This is a genomic window from Levilactobacillus koreensis JCM 16448, from assembly GCF_001435525.1.
GTDB lineage: Bacteria > Bacillota > Bacilli > Lactobacillales > Lactobacillaceae > Levilactobacillus > Levilactobacillus koreensis.
In genome coordinates this window covers 16,465-35,832 of the sequence record NZ_AZDP01000061.1, presented here as the reverse complement: position 1 = coordinate 35,832, position 19,368 = coordinate 16,465, and the positions used below count along the sequence as shown (strand labels likewise).

Here is a 19,368-nt window from a genome sequence, read left to right as displayed (position 1 = left end):
CAATCGATAACGACTGTTACAGTCATTATCTCCGTCGTCTACGCACACTGTGTAAGTCGAGAGGTCGGCAGATATGGGCTCAGGCGCGTCGTTCTGCTTGGTCGGCGGTTCTTGCCGGCTTAGCAGAAAACCAAGCTTGTAGACTCGGTTCTTTCGAGGCTTCAAGTTGTGTTCGCACCGATCCAGCCCATATCTGCCGGCCGGTAAGGCGAAGGGTCCACCAGGTTGCCGGGTTTTAGTCTCACTATTGTTGCTAGAGCAGGCATGACTGGTATTTTAGAACTTTCAACCTTTAGTAATTAATGTGACCGTGGATAGACGCTTGCGTCGGAAAGTGTCCCGGGCTTTATGCGCCAATTGTGTGCAAAAAAAGAGCCATGACAGCGTGTGTCATGACTCCCAAGTCTATTTATTAAGCCCCTTCACGATACTAGGGTCGTACATCATCTTCTGAATGTGGGTCGTGATCTCAGCCATCCGGGGAAAACCGCTAAAGCCGGTTTGACCGTGGCCGTGAGTCATGATGACCAGCACGTAGCGTTGGCCGTTGGGGAGGGTGACGATGGCGGCATCGTTGTTAATGTCACCGAGGAACCCAACCTTGTCGGCAACGACCGTCCCCTTCTTCGCGGTGGCCGCCCCGGCCGGAATTCCCGTTCGGTAGATCTGTTTGTTCATGAGCGAAAGCAGCCACTGCCGGTCGTGAGCATGGTTAAAAGGTGCTTGCTGGAGGGCTAACTTTTTCAAGAGCAACGTCAGACTGTAGGCCGTGGTGACGGAAGCTTGGTTGGCAACGAAAGTGGGTGAGTACCAGCCCTCACTCGCGATGAAGTCGTCAAGCGTAGTTAGGCCGTAAGCGTCCAATACGCCTTCCGCGAAGTCATTTTCGCTGTTAACGATCATCCGTTGGAACCCGTCCTTTTCGGTGAGCGTCCAGTCGTAGTAGCCTAAATGGTTCTGGTGGAACAGGTAGGCCGCGATGAACAACTTATAGGTGCTAGCGGAGACTGCGGGGGTATGCGCATTGGCCGAGGCGGCGAGCTGGCCCTGTTTATAAAGGCGGCGGGTCGTCCGAGATTTTGCGGCCGAACTCCCAGCAGTCGGTCCTAGGTTGTAGAAGCTAACGCTGGCGGTGCCGTCAGCTGTAACCGATTTCAAGTAGTGGGTCAACTTGTGCTTGAGCTGCTTTTGTTGGGCCTGAATGGCGTGAGCAGTCGGGCCCTTAGCCCGGACGGCCGACGTAGAATCGGCTTCCGTCACGTTCTTTTGGTGCGCTTGAACGCCAACGATGCTCGCGATACCGACCACTAAAATAACGAGTCCTAGCAAATAAGTGCGGTATTTATAGAGTTTTTGTAAGAATGATTGCGGTTCGTTATGTCTCATCGGCTTGATTCTCATTTCTTTAGATTGTATGTCGGGTGAACTAATTAATGGTTTTAATTATACGCCCAAATTTTGGCGGCGTATACGCGGAATTCTTAAGTCAAACGCAAATACCTGAGAATTTCGGGTGACTAAATCGCTGGTTATTTCGTTAGTAAGGTCGTGGCCCTATTGCGCGTGGACTAACCCGTCAAAGAAATGTTTCAGTGAGGTCTTGCCGCCGGTCGTCCGCGTCCCTTCCAGGTAGAGCATCTCGTTACGCACGTTCTTATATTCATACAGGGTGTTTGCGTATTCCACCACGATTTCGTCGCCCATGTCGTCCAGACACAGGTTGGCGAGATTGGTGAGACCGGTTTTAATGGCGCGCCGAATGCGTTGGAACATGATCTTCTTCTCGCGCTCGTCGATGTGATATTCCGCGGCAAAGTCGATGTCACGAAAGCTCAGGTTGCGGTCGAGCATCATCTGACAGATGGAAAGAATGTCGGCGGACCCGGCCTCGGAGGTGATCCCCAGGAAACGGAGAATGGAGAGGATCTTATCCTTTTGCAGGTGATGGCGGTCAACGACCGAATCGGCCGCGTTCCCGCCACCGACCAGGGATTGGATGTGATTGAGCTTAGCCGCCATTTCGATGCTCTGGGTGACCTTCTCAATCACGGTCTTCACTTCGATGATGTTAATGGGCTTGTCGATGAAAAATTCGATGCCGGCTTGATAGGCCTCCGCTCGCAGATCGCTGTCGCGGACCTGAGAGATCATGATGAAACGCAGGTTGGGCTTGGCCGGCTTGAGTTTCTTGATGAGGTCGATCCCGGAAATTTCGGGCATCAACAGGTCGGCCAGCACAATGTCGATATCCATTAGCATGACCTCGGCCAGGGCCTGTTTGGCGTCATGGGCGATACCGACTACGGTATTGTTCGGGTCCTTTTCCAAAATTTGCCGCAGAATCATGGGGATGGATGGGTCGTCATCGACGATGTAGAATTTCATGATTGTACCTCCTGAATGAGTCGTTGCTTGTTGAGTCGAACTTGAAAATTGGTGCCCTGACCGAGCTTAGACTCGACACTGATGTCGCCGCCAAATTGTTCTTGAACGATCAGTCGGACGTGGGAAAGGCCAATACCGCGGTAAACGTCGCCGGTATTTTCATTGAATTTCGTCGTGAACCCGGGCTCAAAGATCATGGCCATGGTCTCCGCACTCATTCCACTACCGTTGTCGCCAACGTTGATCAAGATGTCATCGCCAGCGTCATTGACGGTCACGCGGATCATCCCACTGGGTTGGTCTAGCATGGCATCGGCGCTGTTAAAGATCAGATTGGAGAGGATGGAGACCACGTAGTAGTGATTGGGAACGATGAGGTCAACTTGGTTGTGGACCTCGATGAGCACGCTGCGTTGCTTGACGTTTAGGCACTCACGGATATAGCTGGTCGTCACCTTCAGAATTTCCGCCAGTTGCATGGGAACGTCCTGGTCGTCATTGAAGTAGTCGCCGAGCCCACGAATCACATTGAGGTAGTTTTTCTTGATCTCGTGGACGTCGCGGGCAATTCCCAGCGCCATGTCGCGGTCTTGTTCGTCAACGTTAGCCTTTTCTAGACGCTGATTGAGTTGGTAGGCGTTCTTCATGATATTTTCAATCTCGCTGATACTCTTGCGCATGAAGTAGACCTCACTTTTTACCGCCGAGGCGACCCAGATGAAGTGGTAGTAACGTTCCTCGTGATTTTCCTTGCGCATCATCAGCGTGAAGTAGTGGTAGAGAAAGGCGAGCAGACAGCTGACCAGACTGCGGACGAGCGCGGTGATAAAGAGGATCTGAAATAAGCGGTAGGTGTAGCCGTTGAAATTGGTGAGAATACTGACTTCGAGCAGATTGGAGAGGTAGTCACATAGCAGAATTGCTAGGAAAAATGAGGTGTTACTCCGCTGCCCGCGCCGCCAGTAGAGCAGGTAGTACAGCACGCCGTAACAGACATAAAAGGCAATGTCGGCCAATACATAAAGCAGGTTGGCGTGTGGGGAAACGTCGTGGCCGATAAAAAGCAACATCCCGCGAAAGAGCGGTGAGGCCGCCGCAACGGCAAATAAAAGGTGTAGTGGATTCAGATCGGCATTGAAGTAAAGAAAGATGGGGAGTAGAAAGACCGACAGCGTCAAAATGAGGCCAGGCGTGTACGCGGAAATGTTGACCTGTGAGGCCAGGGCGACGCAAACGGCCGCAATCAAGATGCGCCGGTAACGTTCGTGTACGATGAACCGAGATTGTTTAAACATGGGAATGCTCCTAACTTTAATTGGGGGTATTGGAGGAAGAGTGGCTGGACTAGCCGGCTTACAAAGGAGGTAGTTGGTCAGGTTTACGGCCACCTAGCAGTTGTCAGGATTGTAGGGTGATCGATTTGACGGGTGGTGTTCATTGCGGGAAGCGATGTCCCACATTAGGCGAAATCCCTGGCGACCAGAACGCAATCAGTCGCGGCGAATATAACGATTTTTAATTTATTTTTGTAAAGAGTTGAAGCAATTTGAAGTTCTGTGAAACCGCTTACGTATACTGCCATTGTAAATAACAAAGGAGGAAATCACAATGTACAATTTACGTAACCGGAGTTTCTTAACCCTGCTGGACTTTACCCCTAAGGAAATGGGTCACCTGCTACAACTGGCCGAAGACTTGAAGCGCGCCAAGTATGCTGGGACCGAACAACAGAAATTGGTTGGTAAAAACATTGCTTTGATTTTTGAAAAGAATTCGACGCGGACGCGGTGTGCCTTTGAAGTTGGGGCTTACGATCAAGGCGCGCACGTGACTTACTTAGGACCGACTGGGACGCAAATGGGCAAGAAGGAATCCGCTAAGGACACGGCGCGGGTGCTCGGCGGCATGTACGACGGTATCGAATACCGGGGCTTTTCTCAACGGACCGTGGAAACTTTGGCAAAGTATTCTGGCGTGCCAGTTTGGAACGGCCTAACTGACGAAGATCATCCCACTCAAGTCTTAGCTGACTTCTTGACGGCCAAGGAAGTCCTGAAGAAGAATTACAGTGATATTCACTTTACTTATGTCGGCGACGGCCGGAACAACGTGGCCAACGCCCTGATGATTGGTGCGGCCATCATGGGGATGACCTACCACCTCGTTTGCCCAAAGGAACTGAACCCAACGCCAGAGTTGTTGGCTAAGGTGCAGGCGATTGCAGTCAAGACGGGCGCAACTATCCTGGTCACCGATGACGTGGACGAAGGGGTTAAGGGCTCCGATGTCCTCTATACCGACGTTTGGGTGTCCATGGGTGAACCCGATGAAGTCTGGACGGAACGGATCAAGCTCCTGTCACCATACCGGATCACGGCGGAAATGATGGCCAAGACTGGCAATCCAAATGTCATCTTCGAACACTGCCTACCTTCATTCCACGACACCCAGACCAAGGTCGGTCAAGAAATTGCTGAAAAATTTGGCATTACCGAAATGGAAGTGACCGATGAAGTCTTCGAAAGTGACGCGTCGGTGGTCTTCCAGGAAGCCGAAAACCGCATGCACACCATTAAGGCCGTGATGGTCGCAACCTTGGGTGATTAGGAGGAGACACACATGGCAAAAATCGTTGTCGCTCTTGGGGGTAACGCGTTAGGGAAGTCCCCCGAAGAGCAATTAAGCTTAGTGAAACATACGGCAACCTCGCTGATTGGTTTGGTTGCGGCGGGCCACAAGGTCGTCATCAGTCATGGGAACGGTCCGCAAGTCGGGGCCATCAATCTGGGGATGAACTTTGCAGCGGAACATGACCAGACGGCCGCCTTCCCGTTCCCCGAATGTGGCGCGATGAGCCAGGGCTACATTGGCTATCACCTGCAACAGAGCCTGCACAATGAGCTTCAAAAGCGCGGTATCAATAAGGATGTGGCGTCCGTCGTTACCCAAGTTGAGGTCGATACGGCGGATCCGGCATTTCAACACCCAACGAAGCCGGTTGGCGCATTCTATAGCGAGGCGGATGCCCACCGTATCGAGGCAGAAAAGGGCTACACGTTTGCCGAAGATGCTGGCCGTGGCTGGCGGCAGGTGGTCCCGTCGCCCCTTCCGCAGGCCATCGTGGAGCTCAAGAGTATCAGTGATTTGATTGAAAACGACAACCTAGTCATCGCTGGTGGCGGTGGTGGGGTGCCCGTTGTGACTACGGACACTGGCCTCAAAGGCGTCCCGGCCGTGATCGACAAGGATCGGTCGAGTTCACTACTGGCGGCTAACATTGCGGCCGACCAACTGATTATTTTGACCGCGGTGGATGACGTGTACGTCAACTACGGCAAGCCGGATCAGCAGTCGCTGCGAACCTTATCCAGTCAGGACGTCCAACGGTACATTGACGAGGGCCAATTTGCCCCCGGGAGTATGCTGCCGAAGATCGAAGCGTGCTTGGGCTTTGTGGCGTCAGGCGCGGGCCGCACGGCGTTGATCACATCGTTAGACCACTTGGACGATGCCTTAGCGGGCAAAGTCGGCACATTGATCACAGATTAAGCAAACTATAGAGCGTGGTCCAAAGGACGTTTTGGTAACGCCCAACCTGGACCACGCTTCTTTTTAGCCATTATTTGAAAGTTAGGGGTGGAAATTGTGGATACAGCGACGCAACCAAAGAAAAAATTTAAACTAAGAATGCCCGGGGCCTTCGTCATCTTGTTCATCCTGACGATTGTGGCCGTTATCGCGACCTGGATCATTCCGGCCGGGTCGTATTCCAAGTTAGCCTATGATTCGGCGAAATCAGAACTGGTGATTACGAAACCGTCCGGTAAGACAGAGGCGGTTCCCGCGACCCAAAAGCAACTGGATAAAATGGGCGTAAAGATTCAAATCGGGGAATTCACTTCGGGTGGCATCACGCAGGCCGTGTCGATTCCCAATACTTATGAACGGTTAAAGCAGCATCCGGCTGGTCCGGGTCAGATTACTAGCAGTATGGTCAGGGGGACGATTGAAGCCGTCGATATCATGGTGTTCATCTTCGTGCTCGGGGGCTTGATCGGGGTCGTCAAAGCCAGTGGGGCGTTTGAGTCCGGCTTGATGGCGCTGACCAAGAAGACCAAGGGACATGAATTCATGCTGATCTTTCTGGTTTCCGTGTTGATGGTCCTCGGGGGCACGCTTTGTGGGATCGAAGAAGAGGCGGTGGCGTTCTACCCGATTCTGGTGCCGATTTTCATCGCAATGGGGTATGATTCCATCGTCTGTGTGGGGGCAATCTTCCTAGCCAGCTCGGTGGGGACGGCATTTTCAACGATCAACCCGTTCTCCGTCGTGATTGCCTCCAATGCGGCTGGTATCAACTTTACCGAAGGAATTAGTTGGCGGATCGGTGGGTTGGTTGTGGCAACCATCTTCGTGCTGTTTTACCTGCATTGGTACAGCAAGAAGGTCAAAGCCACGCCGGCGTTCTCGTACACCTATGAGGACCGCACGTCCTTCAACAAGATGTGGTCGGTGGCTTCCAGTGAAAATGGTGAACATGCCGACTTTACTTTCCGGAAGAAACTGATTCTGATCCTGTTCGTCGTGACCTTCCCCATCATGGTCTGGGGTGTGATGTCACAGGGCTGGTGGTTCCCAACTATGGCCTCCTCGTTCTTGCTGTTCGCAATCATTATCATGTTCTTAACGGCCACTGGTAAATACGGCATTGGCGAAAAGGGCGTTGTGGATGCCTTCACGAATGGGTCGGCCAGCTTGGTTGGGGTGTCACTGATCATTGGGTTGGCTCGTGGCATCAATTTAGTGATGAATGAAGGGCTGATTTCCGACACGGTGCTCCAGTTCTCGTCAACGCTGGTTCAAGGCGTGAGTGGCCCTGTCTTTATCCTGATTCAAATGTTGATCTTCTTCGTTCTGGGATTCATCGTGCCATCCTCATCTGGATTGGCTGTACTGGCGATGCCGATCTTTGCGCCGCTGGCCGATACGGTCGATATTCCACGGTTTGCCGTGGTAACGGCCTACCAATTTGGGCAGTACGCGATGCTTTTCCTGGCCCCAACCGGCCTAGTGATGGCAACGTTACAAATGCTCGACATGAAGTATTCGCACTGGTTTAAGTTCGTTTGGCCAGTGGTGGTCTTCGTCCTGGGCTTTGGTGGCGTGATTTTGGTTCTGGAAGTATTGCTGAGTTAAGGGAATGTGGCCCAACGCCCTACGTCTCTGGCTTGACTAGCATTTAGAAGGATTCAATCGAAAGAACACGTTCAGACCAAATGATAACCTGAACGTGTTCTTTCGCGTACATAAGCTGACGTGGGACGGTGGTCGTTGCTAAAAAAGGTTGTCACCGCAAAAATTTTCGCCCAATATTATTCAGGTTACTGACCTAGTCGCGTGAAATCTGGTAGACTAAATCTATGACGTTGTGAGACCGTTTCCATATCAGGACTCACAACAAACTAGGAGGATTTCACATGAAGTATCGGCATTTAGGAAAACAAGGATTACGCGTGAGCGAACTGGCACTTGGGAGCTGGATGACTGACGTGAGCGCGGGTGACAAGCAGGACCTGGCCGCTCAGAGTATCAAGTTAGCTTATGAGAATGGTATCAACTTTTTTGACTGTGCTGACGCCTATAGTGGTGGCGCGGCTGAACGGTTCTTGGGTAAGACACTGAAACAATTCCCGCGTAAGGAATTAGTGATGTCCAGCAAGGTCTTCTTCCCAACGGGTGAGGGTGTAAATGATGGTGGCCTTTCCCGTAAGCACATTACCGAATCATTGGATCAATCGTTGACCAACATGCAGACGGATTATCTCGACCTGTACTTCTGTCACCGATTTGACCCCGAAACGCCGCTGGCCGAAACGTTGACCACCCTGAGTGGCTTGGTCGACCAGGGAAAGATTCTGTACTACGGTGTCAGTGAGTGGCGGCCAGTTCAAATCCTAGAGGCCCAACTAATCATCCAAGAACGCGGTTTGCATCCGATGTCCGTGGTCCAACCCCAGTACAATATGTTCGACCGCTACATTGAACACGAACTGCTCGATGTCTGCGCCAAGCTTGGTCTGGGCGTTGTGCCATTCTCGCCGCTGTCACAGGGATTATTGACCGGTAAATACCGCAAGGGACAGGCGATTCCAGCCGGTTCACGGGCAACCTACCAAGGGCAGATTAAGGCGTTATTGACCGATGACAACTTGGATAAGGTCGAAGAGTTGGTCAAGATGGCCGCTGAATTGGATACAGATCTGTCGACATTTGCCTTGGCCTGGGGCTTACGCGACCCCCGGATTTCCAGCCTGATTACCGGCGCCAGCAAGCCCAAGCAATTGCAGAACAACCTGAAGGCCATCGACTTGGACATTCCAGCGGAATATTACGCGCGAATCGATAAGTTGTTCGGCTTCAAGAAGTTCTCGCGCCAAATTGGCTAAATATACAGCTACTGTATTAAAAAGTGTGTCGTTCAGGACACACTTTTTTTATCACTTGATTACTATAAAGTTTTGAAAGAAAGCGTCATGCCAGACGTGGACTGCCTCGCTTCCCAAGAGTGGGTGTGGTATACTAACGGTTCGTAAGAAATTCAGAATGTATAAAATTGTAAATTCTTAGCTATCGGCGCTGGTAATTCTTAATGTCAGCTGACCGGAGTTTAAACCAACAAGGAGGAACCACGCGTGACACTCACGACCGCAACAAATTACTTACTCTTGACCGAAAGAATCGGGCAGAAACCCACCCTTCGCACGCGGTTCACGACCCAGGCCTATTTCGTCTTGGGGGCCTTACTCGATTTGATCGATCAGCGAGTTCTGGTCGTGACCGGGGATAATTTAGCGATTGCGGACGACGCGCAGTGGGAGAACCTACCATCCTATTTGGCGGCCTTCAAGATGCGGCTGCGGAACGACCTGATGCAGACTCCCCAGTTGAAGTCGATTTTAAAATTGGTGACGAGCTGGGATATTGCGAATACCATTTATGACGGCATCGGTGCCGAGACCTTGGCAGCCGAGACAACGGAACGGGTGTTATTTCAGAACAACCTAACGCCACACGTGATCTACGAGCCTAAGGACGCCAGTCGCCAACAGATGATCGACACCCTCAAGCAGCAGCTCCAGTCCGGTCAGGTAACTCACTCGACGTTGAACTTATTGATCATTTTAGAACAAGAGGACGCGTTGAAGTGGTTATTTGGCGAAGATGATATGACTACGCTAGCTGGCCGGTTACAACAGGTTACGGCCAACAACGCTTACGCCCAGATGGTTAAACAACTCACGACCGCAGCGAGCGAGATTATTGTGACCAAGAAGTTCTGGATGGACGGCTGGTTAAGTTAAAATGTGATGAACCTAGGGCCTCGTGCCGGTGCGTGAAGACGGACTGGCACAGGGCCTTTTTGGCGACTCGTGGTAAGGTGCAAATTTTATAAATCAACGACTACAACGCCAATGGCTCAACTGCGGTCCAACCCGAATTGTAAAGATACTTTTCAAAGTTAGCAGGCAGTTATCATTTTTGAGACAACAACCCAATTTTGGTGAAATGAGTCCGGTCGAATTTTATAACTTCCGGTTTGACTAGTCACTGCTCAGGATAGTGACGGTATTGACGATTAATCCCATTTTTTGCGAAAATAGCCAGTTTAATTGCCCTAAAATTGGTCAAATTCAACAAATTATCAAGATATTTATCAATTCGGCCGTCCGAGCATTGTTTTGCACCCGGAAATGCCCTATAGTTGAGTTGTGAAGACTTTATCAAAAGGGGATGTATGGCATGTCAATTACCATTTCGGCTTTGAAAGAGGCACCTGGCGAGAACCGGGTTGCTTTGTCACCGGACGTTGTTCGCAAGCTGGTCAAAAGTGATTATCAAGTGCTGATCGAACAGGGGGCCGGTGAACGAGCCTTCTATCAAGATGCTGTCTACACGGATGCGGGGGCGAAAGTTGTCGACCGCTCTGCTGCTGTGAAGCAGGCGACCATTATCGCAACGGTTGGCCAACCCGGCGATGACGTGGTTGACCAGTTGCAAGCTGGCCAGACGCTTTTAGGTTTATTATCACCATTAACGGATTTAGACTTCGTTAAGAAATTAGCGGCTAAAAAAGTTAATGCGTTGGCATTTGAACTCTTGCCACGGACGGTGTCACGGGCGCAAACGATGGACGTTTTAAGTTCACAAGCCAGTGTTGCCGGTTACAAGGCAGCCTTGTTGGCAGCGGACCGGTTCTCCCGGTACCTACCAATGATGATCACCGCTGCTGGGACCGCGAAGCCAACCAAGGTCTTAGTCTTAGGGACCGGGGTTGCTGGTCTGCAAGCGATTGGGACTGCTAAACGGTTAGGAGCCATGGTTTCGGGGTACGATATTCGGCCAGCATCACGGGGCGAAGTTGAATCCCTGGGGGCAACGTTCCTGACGACCTCCGTTTCGGCCACTGGTGAAGGCGGTTACGCGCGGGCACTGACACCCGAAGAAACCGCTCAACAACAGGCTGAATTAGCTGAATTTATCGCCCAAAACGACGTGGTCATTACGACCGCTCAAGTTCCTGGACGCCGGCCACCATTACTGGTTACGCAGAAGTCGGTGGACGAAGCTAAGGCTGGCAAGCTCTTCATCGATTTGGCCGCTAGTGAGTTAGGCGGTAACGTTGCTGGATCTAAGCCAGGCGAAACGGTAACGACGCCAAATGACGCCCAAATCGTGGGTGCTGGCGATATGGCCAGTCAACTGCCAGCTTCTGCTTCTGACATGTACGCCAAGAACGTTCAGTCGGTCATCACGGACATTACCAAGGATGGCGAGCTGGTCATGGACGTAGATGATGAAGTAGTTGGTGAATTGCTCGCGACCTACCAAGGAGAAATCATTAGTAGTCGCGAACGTTCGGCGATGGATCTACCAGAACGTCACCCTGCTAGCACGGAGGAGACGCCCGCCGATCAACCAGACGATAAAAAAGGAGTTGATCAAGCATGAGTGAAGAACTATTTACGAACTTAGCAATCTTTGTTTTGAGTTTATTAGTCGGTTTTGAAGTTATGAGTAAAATTCCAGCAACCTTACAGACCCCAATGATGTCTGGGGCCAACGCGATTCACGGGGTCGTTGTCGTGGGGGCATTTGTCATCGCGGCTGAGGCCAATAGCTGGGTCTTCTATTGTTTAGCATTCTTTGGGGCCTTCTTTGCGGCCGTCAACGTTGCGGGTGGTTATACCGTTACCGACCGGATGTTAGGGATGTTTGACCGCAAACCAGCAGCCAAAAAGGAGGATGATCAGAAATGAGTGCCCTACAGACGATTTCTTCCTTAATTTATTTGATATCCGCGGTCTGCTACGTTTTGGGTGTGCACATGATGCGTTCACCAAAGACCGCTCGACACGGGAATGGCCTGTCAGCCGTCGGGATGTTCCTCGCCGTTATTACGATTATTGTAACGATTATTGTTGAAGGTAAAATTGACGCCATTGGTTGGGTCGTATTGATCTTAGGCCTGGCTTTGGGGATCCTTTACGGGGTCGTCAAGGCGCGCAAGGTGCCAATGACCGACGTACCACAATTGGTTAGTCTGTTCAACGCCGTTGGTGGTGGTGCTGCTGCCGTTATCGGGATCTTCGATTACTTACTTAAAGGTGACGGTGCTAGCTTGAGTATCGCCTTCTCCCTGCCAGTTCTACTGGACGTTATTATTGGGGGGATTACCTTCTCCGGGTCATTGATTGCGACCGGGAAACTTTCAGGTCACGTCTCCGGGAAACCAATTACGGTCCCCGGTGCACGAATCTTAAATATTATTGTGGTCATTGCCATTTTAGCTTCAGCTTGGTTCATGATTGGTTACCCAACCAACATCTGGTATGTCATCTTAGCCTTGGCCATGAGTTTGGTCTTCGGGCTGTTAATGACGTTGCCAATTGGTGGGGCCGACATGCCCGTTGTGGTTTCACTGTTAAACGCCTTTACTGGTTTAGCGGTTGCCTTTGCCGGGTTCGTTATCAATAACCAAGTCTTGATTATTGCCGGGGCCTTAGTTGGGGCTGCCGGAACCATCTTGACCTTGCAAATGGCCGATGCCATGAACCGGTCCGTGGCCAACATTTTGGCTGGGGGCTTTGGGACTGGCGATAGTGACACGAGTAGTGCTGCTGATGCCGTGCCAGTTGACGTCAAGGAAACTTCCGCCGATGATATTGGGTTGCAATTAGCCTACGCGCAAAACGTCATGATCGTTCCTGGGTACGGGTTAGCCGCTGCTCAGGCCCAACATGAAGTTGCCGAATTGGCCAAGGTTTTGACCGATAAGGGAATCAATGTGAACTACGCCATTCACCCAGTTGCTGGACGGATGCCTGGTCATATGAACGTGCTGTTGGCCGATGTCAACGTGCCTTATGAACAAATGAAGCAGTTGGATGATGCCAACCCAATGTTCGAAAGCACCGACGTTTCGCTGGTCATTGGGGCCAACGACGTTACCAACCCGTTAGCTCGGGAAAGTGGTAACGAAATTTCTGGGATGCCAATTCTGGACGTCGACAAGTCGAAGTCCGTCGTTGTCATCAAGCGTTCCATGAGTACTGGGTATGCCGGCGTGCAGAACCCACTGTTCTCCATGGACAACACGCAGATGTTCTTCTCCGATGCTAAGAAGGGGCTACAAGACATTGTGGCTTCAACTAAGCAATACCTGGAGTAATCATCTCTCAATAGCATGTGTTGAGGCGTCACGTTAGTTACTAACGTGGCGTCTTTTTTGACTCTTCTTAAAGATAGTAGATTGGTTAAGAATGGTCGCACTGCGGCTGCCAGGGATTCCGCCTGCTGTGGGGACGCTTCAGCCTGAGAAACGGGCTTCTCGCTCGCTTTGAAGCCACACCAAGACCGTGTGTCTTCAAAGTCGCCCATGGTGTAGGTCGGGATGAAACTCCGACCAACGCCATTTCCACGGCCGGCTACATCCCTGGCCGCCTCCGGCTTTGATTGTGCGAGGCAATTTTGGACGTTGAGACCGTAGAAGCTGCGTTAACCTTTGAATGGAGGGCGTGGCAATTCTGTTGGTGGGTGTTTTGCTGTGGGACACGAGCTACTGTGGAATTGTAGTTTAGCCGTGTGCTGTTGAGGTGATTAGTCTGGCAAGTGACCTGTACTTGTTGTGTCAATGCAACTGTGGACTCAAGGTAGAGTAGGAGTTAGATAGTGCTTGCTAGTTGGCGAAAGCAGCGGTTGGCTGTTCAGAAACTAATATCAGATAGGATACGGGAATGAAATTATTTAATCTGGAAGTATAGTTCATTTTACGAGGCCATCATGGATTGAAGTAGACTAGCAGTTTGCCCCCCCTTTTTGCCTGACAGAATTGATGGTCGTTGATTTAAGGGACAAAAGGGGGGAGTTGCAGTGGTTTCTTGGCGTCTACAGTCACACTGAGTTATATGTACGCCAGCAATTTAGAAAGTCTAAGTGCTTTTGGCTTTCAACCTATGTCATGGAAAAAATCAGTATGAGCCGGAGGAGGACAGGGATGGAGTCAGCCGTGGTCATGTTGTTGGCTGGCTTTTTTTGCTAGCCTACAACATGGGCGACTTTGAAGACGTGGTTTTTTCACGGCTTCAAATCGAGCGAGAAGCCCGCCTCTCAGGCTGAAACGTCCCCACAGCAGACGGAATCCCTGTCAGCCGGAGCGCGGCCATTCAACTCGAATTTAGCGTTCACTATTGCTAATTAGAAAATTACATGTTATAGTGTAATAGTAAAATATAACACTAGGGAGGCAGGACAATATGAAATTTGATGATAAGGTCCCAATTTACTATCAAATCAAGAATTACCTTTATCATGAAATGATGACCGGTGCGCTAGAGCCAGGGGATAAGTTGCCGGCCGTTCGCCAGTTAGCGGTGGATCTGACGGTCAACGTCAACACTGTTCAGCGGGCACTCGGGGAAATGATCACGGAGGGCACCATCGAGTCACAACGGGGAAAGGGGAATTTCGTTACGATGGATAAAAATCGGATTACCCAGTTAAAGGAGCAATTGATCGTGGAACAATTGGAGCGGGTCTACAATGAATTACACGCGCTGAATATGACGGATGAGCAAATCATTTCGAGCCTAAAGACTTATATCGCAGGAAGGGGGCAGCAACATGACTAACGTTTTAGCAATTGAAAATCTGACGTACAAGCATAACTTAAAGACGATTTTAAACGGTATCGACCTGACCCTGGAAACGGGTAAGATCGTTGGTTTGCTAGGGGAAAACGGTGCCGGGAAGACGACCCTGATGCGATTGATTACTGGGAGTGCCAAGGGGTCCGGAACGATTGCGGTGTGTGGGGATAGTGTTGCCGCCCATCACAAGAGTAACGTGAGCTTCACCGAACAATTACGGGGATTTCGGCCAAGCACACGCATTGATCGAATCGCTGATTTTTACCGGACGGTTTACCAAGATTTTAGTGGTCAACGTTACGAAGAACTGGTGACCTTCCTCCAGATCGATACGAGCCTGAAGCTGGGTGCACTGTCGAAGGGGATGAAGGAAAAGGTCATCATCGCCTTGACCTTGGCGCGACAGACGCATCTCTACTTGCTGGACGAACCGTTTAGCGGAATCGACAGCATGAGCCGTAAGAAGATTATTAGCAGTATTATCAAATGGAAGCCAGACGACGCAACGATGGTCATCAGTGATCACTACGTTTCAGAAATCGCACCGATTTTAGATGAGATCGTTATTGTCAAGGACCAAACGATTTACGCCCATAAACAGAGTGATGCGGTTCGCGAAGAGTTTGGTATTGGCATCGAAGCATACTACGAGAGTTTGTACGAGGGGAGCGTTAACCATGACTAGTTTTGGATCATTATTTAAGGTGCTCGGTCGGAGTCGATTCCGATTGGTCAATAAGATTATTTTGGCAGAACTGGCCGTGATTGCCGTTACCTTGCTGTGGAGCTTAGCTACTCATGGGATTGGCGATGGTGAGTTGATTGGCGTCACCGCGGCTTGGTCCGCCCCCGCAATCTGGATTACCTTTATCATGCTCAGCATTGAAAATGAACACGTCTATACGCGCGACACGTACCGGTTGATTCCAATTGGCGAAACGCAATTATACTTGAGCAATTTGGTCACGACGTTTGTCATGTTCATCTACTTTGGTTTCGTTCAATTCGTGCTGTACATGATTACAGCTGCCGCAGAAAATAGTTATCTGACACAGCTCTTGGCACAAATGAGTGGTCCGGATTACAGCACACTTGAAGCCGCAAAGATTGCCGGTGGAGTTCTCTTAATGGCGCTGGCCATCTTCATCATGGGTTGGGCGACCATCTCTCTGGTCCATTTGGCAGTTAGCGCAACGAATAACTTCTTGCCAAATGTAAGCCGGCGGGCAGTGGACGTGGTCTTGTACATCATCGTCATCTACCTGGTAACGCGGGTGGCTATGTTTATGCTGCACGAGTTCAATAACCTCGGCGGCATCCTGAGCGGCGGGCAACAAACTCAGTTCTTGATCAACATTGCCGGGGTCCTTGTGGTGGCCTTGGTTGAGTCGGTTATCAACGTTTTCTTGCTGAAGAAGTGGGTTGAAACGATTCCAAACTAAATAAACAACAAAACGCGCGTTCACACTAATCTGTGGACGTGTTTTTTAGGTGGTAAATGACTGAGTGGGTGAGCCATCTCAAGTTGACAAATGGTGAGGGTATCCATATGCTAAAAAGAGTGTTTTATGGGGATTCAGCAGTCTGCGGATTTTAGAAGATGGTTTGCAAGCGGTTCTGCTTGAATCTCGGCACAAAATTACATATGAAGGTCGTTGGGCAACTTATGCATAAGAATCATTTCTCTTTCGCACTGATCATGGTCGGTGCGTTTCTCAGCGTCCTTAACCAGACGTTGATGTCCACCGCCTTGCCGGCAATCATGCGGGCGTTTCACATCACGACGGCGCAGGGCCAGTGGCTCAACAACGGTTATTTGCTGATCAATGCGCTTATGATTCCGACCACCGCGTATCTGATCAAACGCTACACGACGCGCCAATTGTATTTCACAGCGTCGCTGATTTTCATCCTCGGGTCATTGATTGGCGCGACGGCACCGGTCTATCCGGTCTTGATTATTGGCCGAATGATTCAGGCGCTGGGGGCGGGCATCATTATTCCGCTGGTCAACGTGGTCGTGATGACCTCGACCAGACCCAGTGAGCGGGGCGCGGCCATGGGAATCGTCGGTTTGGCGTTGAACCTAGCGCCGGTCTTGGGGCCAACGGTGGCGGGGGTCATTTTGACCCATCTGAGCTGGCAGTATCTGTTTGGCTTGACGTTACCGTTGATGGTGATCGACGTGTTATTAGCACCTAAATTTTTAGAAAATGTGGGCGACTTGCACCGTCAACCGCTAGACCGGACGGGGCTGTTCCTGTCAGGATTGGGATTGACGCTGGCACTTTACAGCTTCTCCAACGTGGGGGAGACGGCATTTTTGTCGCTAAAGGGCATCGTTCCCCTAGTGTTGGGGGCCATCCTATTGGGATTATTTGCCAAGAGTCAGTGGACGAAGACCGCGCCGCTGTTGAATCTACACGTGTTTCGCTACCGACAGTTCAATCTGCCACTAATGATTAACATGCTACTGATGGTCACGATGTACGGGAATGCCATTATCATTCCAGTTTTGGTGCAAAATGTGTTCCATCAGAGTGCTTTGGTTTCGGGTTTAACGTTGCTCCCAGGGTCGGTGTGTACGGCCATTATTTCACCGTTGAGTGGTCGGTTTTACGACAGGTATAATTTCCGACGAATGGTGATGGTGGGGCTGACCATTGATATGAGTGGGTCGCTATTGTTGAGTGCCACGGGGAGTCACTCGTCAATGGCCTACGTGATTGCTGGGCAGACGATTCGCCAGCTGGGATTGGTGTTGGTGCTGATTCCAATTCAGACGCACGCCTGGTCCATGCTGCCATTGCCAATGATTCCGGATGGTGTGGCGGTCTACAACACGTTGCGGCAGGTGGCGGCTTCATTTGGGACCGCACTGCTGGTGGCTATCATCAGTCTGACGAGCACCAGCCACATTCACTGGTCGATGAACAGCCAGTTAGTGGGCATCAAGTTTAGTTACCTGCTGTCAACGGGGATGGTGTTTGTCTGCTGGCTACTGGCACGACAGTTGAAGAAGGAAAATTAATAGAAAACGGGTCGATGACAACCTTGCCATCTGACCCGTTTTTGATAATTTAGAAAAAGAGATAGTAGACGCCGCTGATGCCAATGAAGAGATAGACCAGGTGCTGGACCATGGTCATGTTCATGTGAGTTTGTAGGTGGTTGGCGATAATCGTGCCACAGACGGCGCCCACCATGCCAACGAGGATAATGGGGATGTCTTGAACGACCAGAATACCGGTAGCGACCCGTAGCGTGGTGATATAGACAATGTCGATCAAGAAGAAGGCTTGGACAATGGCAATGTACTCGGACGTCGTTTTCGCTAGGGATAGGAAATACAGCGCCATTAGCGGGCCACCGATGCCAAATAGACCATTGAAAAAGCCGGAGATGATCATAAAAGTGCCGGCCACGAGTAACGGATACTGCTGGTTGCCGGCCCGCTTAACGAAGGAAAAATAAAGGGCTAGAACGACCAGTAGGCCACCCAGAAGTTCCCGTAACAGCTGGACATCAAGAACGCTACCCAAATGGACGGACCAGGACGCGACACTAGCATAAATCAGGAAGGGAATGATGATCCGTTTAAGGCGAATTTCGCGCCAGTAGCGGATGACTAGGGTAAGCACGCTAGCTGACATGATTAGGGCCGCCACACCGGCGCTTTGGTTGATGGGGAGGAGTGCCGGTAGAAAAATCATCATGATAATTGCCGCACCGAATCCCGTGAGTCCTTGCACGAGGCCAGCAAGCATGCAGGGGATGATAATGAGTAACCAGGACATCTGGAGACCTCCTTTAAATCTTTAAACTCAAGTCTGAACGTCTTCATTGGGAAAGTCAACGGACGGGGATTGAGGGCCCTTTCATTATGCATTTGATAAGATTTTATACAAAATACTTACATGAAGTTGGCTAGTCCTTTACATGAGCTTGCTATGATAAGACTATTCAGAAAGGGGAAATTAATAACTATGCGATTCCAGACAGTACTGGCAACACTCGGTTGTTCCTTAATCTTAGCGACTGCGGTGACACCAGCCTACGCCGCTACCGCAACACCAACAGATGTTCAACTGCAACCCGCAATCTCACAAAAAGTGAGTCGGCCAATTCACTTGAGTGGTCCTGAAAACATGCGTGACATGGGGGGCTATAAGACCAAGACCGGCCAACGGGTCAAGATGGGCAAGCTGCTTCGGAGTGATTCCTTAGAAAAGATGACGATTTCCGACCAGCTCCAATTGACGGCAAATTATCATCTGAGTGAAATCGTTGATTTACGGACGACGGAACAAATCTTGAAGAAGCCGGACCCTGTGATGGATGGCGTGAAATACATGCAGGCGTCTGTGTTGGGAACGAAGTCGAACTACGACAACGATGACGAGGGGATGTACTTCGACATGGCGACCAAGGGTGCTGCTCGTCGTAGTTACCGCAATCTATTGGTTCAAATTTCCGAAAACAAGAAGGGCGCACTCCTGTTCCATTGTTCCCACGGAATGGACCGGACGGGAACGTCAGCGGCTATTATCTACAGTATCTTAGGTGTAAGCAAACGCGATATTCAACGCGATTACCTACTGTCCAACACGCAATTAAACGTGACGTGGGCAAAGCCAGCGTTACTGAACTCTTTCTACCAGCAAGTAGACAAGCAATACGGGTCTATGGACAACTACGTGAAGAAGGGCTTGAAGATTACGCCAGCACAAATCAAGGCAATCAAAGCTAACCTTTTAACTAAAGCTGCACACTAGGC

Annotated in this window: 17 protein-coding genes; 13 read left to right on the top strand and 4 right to left on the bottom strand. The window is 50.6% G+C overall.

The features are described 5' to 3' along the window. Window positions 1-405: 405 nt before the first annotated feature. The 3 genes from FC99_RS05105 to FC99_RS05095 all read right to left on the bottom strand — a co-directional run bounded on the left by FC99_RS05105 (window position 406) and on the right by FC99_RS05095 (window position 3,680). Window positions 406-1,386 carry a serine hydrolase gene (locus FC99_RS05105; protein WP_048732850.1) on the bottom strand — a complete coding sequence of 327 codons (981 nt, stop codon included), beginning with the start codon at window positions 1,384-1,386 and terminating at the stop codon, window positions 406-408. A 168-nt stretch (window positions 1,387-1,554) separates the two neighbouring features. Then, window positions 1,555-2,385 carry a DNA-binding domain-containing protein gene (locus FC99_RS05100; RefSeq protein ID WP_048732848.1) on the bottom strand — a complete coding sequence of 277 codons (831 nt, stop codon included), beginning with the start codon at window positions 2,383-2,385 and terminating at the stop codon, window positions 1,555-1,557. Beyond that, window positions 2,382-3,680 carry a sensor histidine kinase gene (locus FC99_RS05095; protein ID WP_048732846.1) on the bottom strand — a complete coding sequence of 433 codons (1,299 nt, stop codon included), beginning with the start codon at window positions 3,678-3,680 and terminating at the stop codon, window positions 2,382-2,384. The genes FC99_RS05100 and FC99_RS05095 overlap by 4 nt, the downstream gene beginning before the upstream one ends. Before the next feature lie 313 nt (window positions 3,681-3,993). Here FC99_RS05095 and argF point away from each other — a divergent pair, with 313 nt between their 5' ends. The 12 genes from argF (at window position 3,994) to FC99_RS05035 (ending at window position 17,622) form a co-directional block, all read left to right on the top strand. Continuing rightward, window positions 3,994-4,992, top strand: a complete 999-nt coding sequence (gene argF / locus FC99_RS05090) for an ornithine carbamoyltransferase (protein ID WP_048732845.1) — start codon at window positions 3,994-3,996, stop codon at window positions 4,990-4,992. Between the two features lie 12 nt (window positions 4,993-5,004). Further along, window positions 5,005-5,934 (top strand): carbamate kinase, encoded by a 930-nt coding sequence (gene arcC / locus FC99_RS05085; RefSeq protein WP_048732843.1) that lies wholly within the window; start codon window positions 5,005-5,007, stop codon window positions 5,932-5,934. A gap of 138 nt (window positions 5,935-6,072) precedes the next feature. Beyond that, on the top strand, window positions 6,073-7,581 hold the full coding sequence (locus FC99_RS05080; RefSeq protein WP_048736262.1) for a YfcC family protein: 1,509 nt from the start codon (window positions 6,073-6,075) through the stop codon (window positions 7,579-7,581). Window positions 7,582-7,862: 281 nt separating this feature from the next. Next, a complete protein-coding gene (locus FC99_RS05075; RefSeq protein ID WP_048732841.1) occupies window positions 7,863-8,831 on the top strand; it encodes an aldo/keto reductase family protein in 969 nt (322 codons plus the stop codon). Window positions 8,832-9,077: 246 nt separating this feature from the next. Further along, window positions 9,078-9,746: a hypothetical protein gene (locus tag FC99_RS05070; RefSeq protein ID WP_048732839.1), complete on the top strand. Its 669-nt coding sequence runs from the start codon at window positions 9,078-9,080 to the stop codon at window positions 9,744-9,746. Window positions 9,747-10,185: 439 nt separating this feature from the next. Then, window positions 10,186-11,394 carry an NAD(P) transhydrogenase subunit alpha gene (locus FC99_RS05065; protein ID WP_048732837.1) on the top strand — a complete coding sequence of 403 codons (1,209 nt, stop codon included), beginning with the start codon at window positions 10,186-10,188 and terminating at the stop codon, window positions 11,392-11,394. Beyond that, a complete protein-coding gene (locus FC99_RS05060) occupies window positions 11,391-11,702 on the top strand; it encodes an NAD(P) transhydrogenase subunit alpha part 2 (RefSeq protein WP_048732835.1) in 312 nt (103 codons plus the stop codon). The genes FC99_RS05065 and FC99_RS05060 overlap by 4 nt, the downstream gene beginning before the upstream one ends. Further along, the gene (locus FC99_RS05055; RefSeq protein WP_048732833.1) at window positions 11,699-13,114 is read left to right on the top strand and encodes an NAD(P)(+) transhydrogenase (Re/Si-specific) subunit beta; all 1,416 of its coding nucleotides are present in this window, start codon (window positions 11,699-11,701) and stop codon (window positions 13,112-13,114) included. The genes FC99_RS05060 and FC99_RS05055 overlap by 4 nt, the downstream gene beginning before the upstream one ends. 1,084 nt (window positions 13,115-14,198) lie before the next feature. Then, window positions 14,199-14,573, top strand: coding sequence for a GntR family transcriptional regulator (locus FC99_RS05050; RefSeq protein WP_048732831.1), 375 nt, complete (start codon window positions 14,199-14,201; stop codon window positions 14,571-14,573). Next, the gene (locus FC99_RS05045) at window positions 14,566-15,276 is read left to right on the top strand and encodes an ATP-binding cassette domain-containing protein (protein WP_048732828.1); all 711 of its coding nucleotides are present in this window, start codon (window positions 14,566-14,568) and stop codon (window positions 15,274-15,276) included. The genes FC99_RS05050 and FC99_RS05045 overlap by 8 nt, the downstream gene beginning before the upstream one ends. Beyond that, window positions 15,269-16,033: a hypothetical protein gene (locus FC99_RS05040; RefSeq protein ID WP_048732826.1), complete on the top strand. Its 765-nt coding sequence runs from the start codon at window positions 15,269-15,271 to the stop codon at window positions 16,031-16,033. Before FC99_RS05045 ends, FC99_RS05040 begins: the two co-directional genes overlap by 8 nt. 224 nt (window positions 16,034-16,257) lie before the next feature. Beyond that, window positions 16,258-17,622, top strand: coding sequence for an MDR family MFS transporter (locus FC99_RS05035; RefSeq protein WP_048732824.1), 1,365 nt, complete (start codon window positions 16,258-16,260; stop codon window positions 17,620-17,622). A gap of 49 nt (window positions 17,623-17,671) precedes the next feature. Here FC99_RS05035 and FC99_RS05030 read toward each other — a convergent pair whose 3' ends face one another. Further along, window positions 17,672-18,388: a sulfite exporter TauE/SafE family protein gene (locus FC99_RS05030; protein WP_048732822.1), complete on the bottom strand. Its 717-nt coding sequence runs from the start codon at window positions 18,386-18,388 to the stop codon at window positions 17,672-17,674. Between the two features lie 189 nt (window positions 18,389-18,577). Between FC99_RS05030 and FC99_RS05025 the strand changes: the two genes are divergently transcribed. Then, window positions 18,578-19,366, top strand: a complete 789-nt coding sequence (locus FC99_RS05025) for a tyrosine-protein phosphatase (RefSeq protein ID WP_048732820.1) — start codon at window positions 18,578-18,580, stop codon at window positions 19,364-19,366. Window positions 19,367-19,368: the final 2 nt, after the last annotated feature.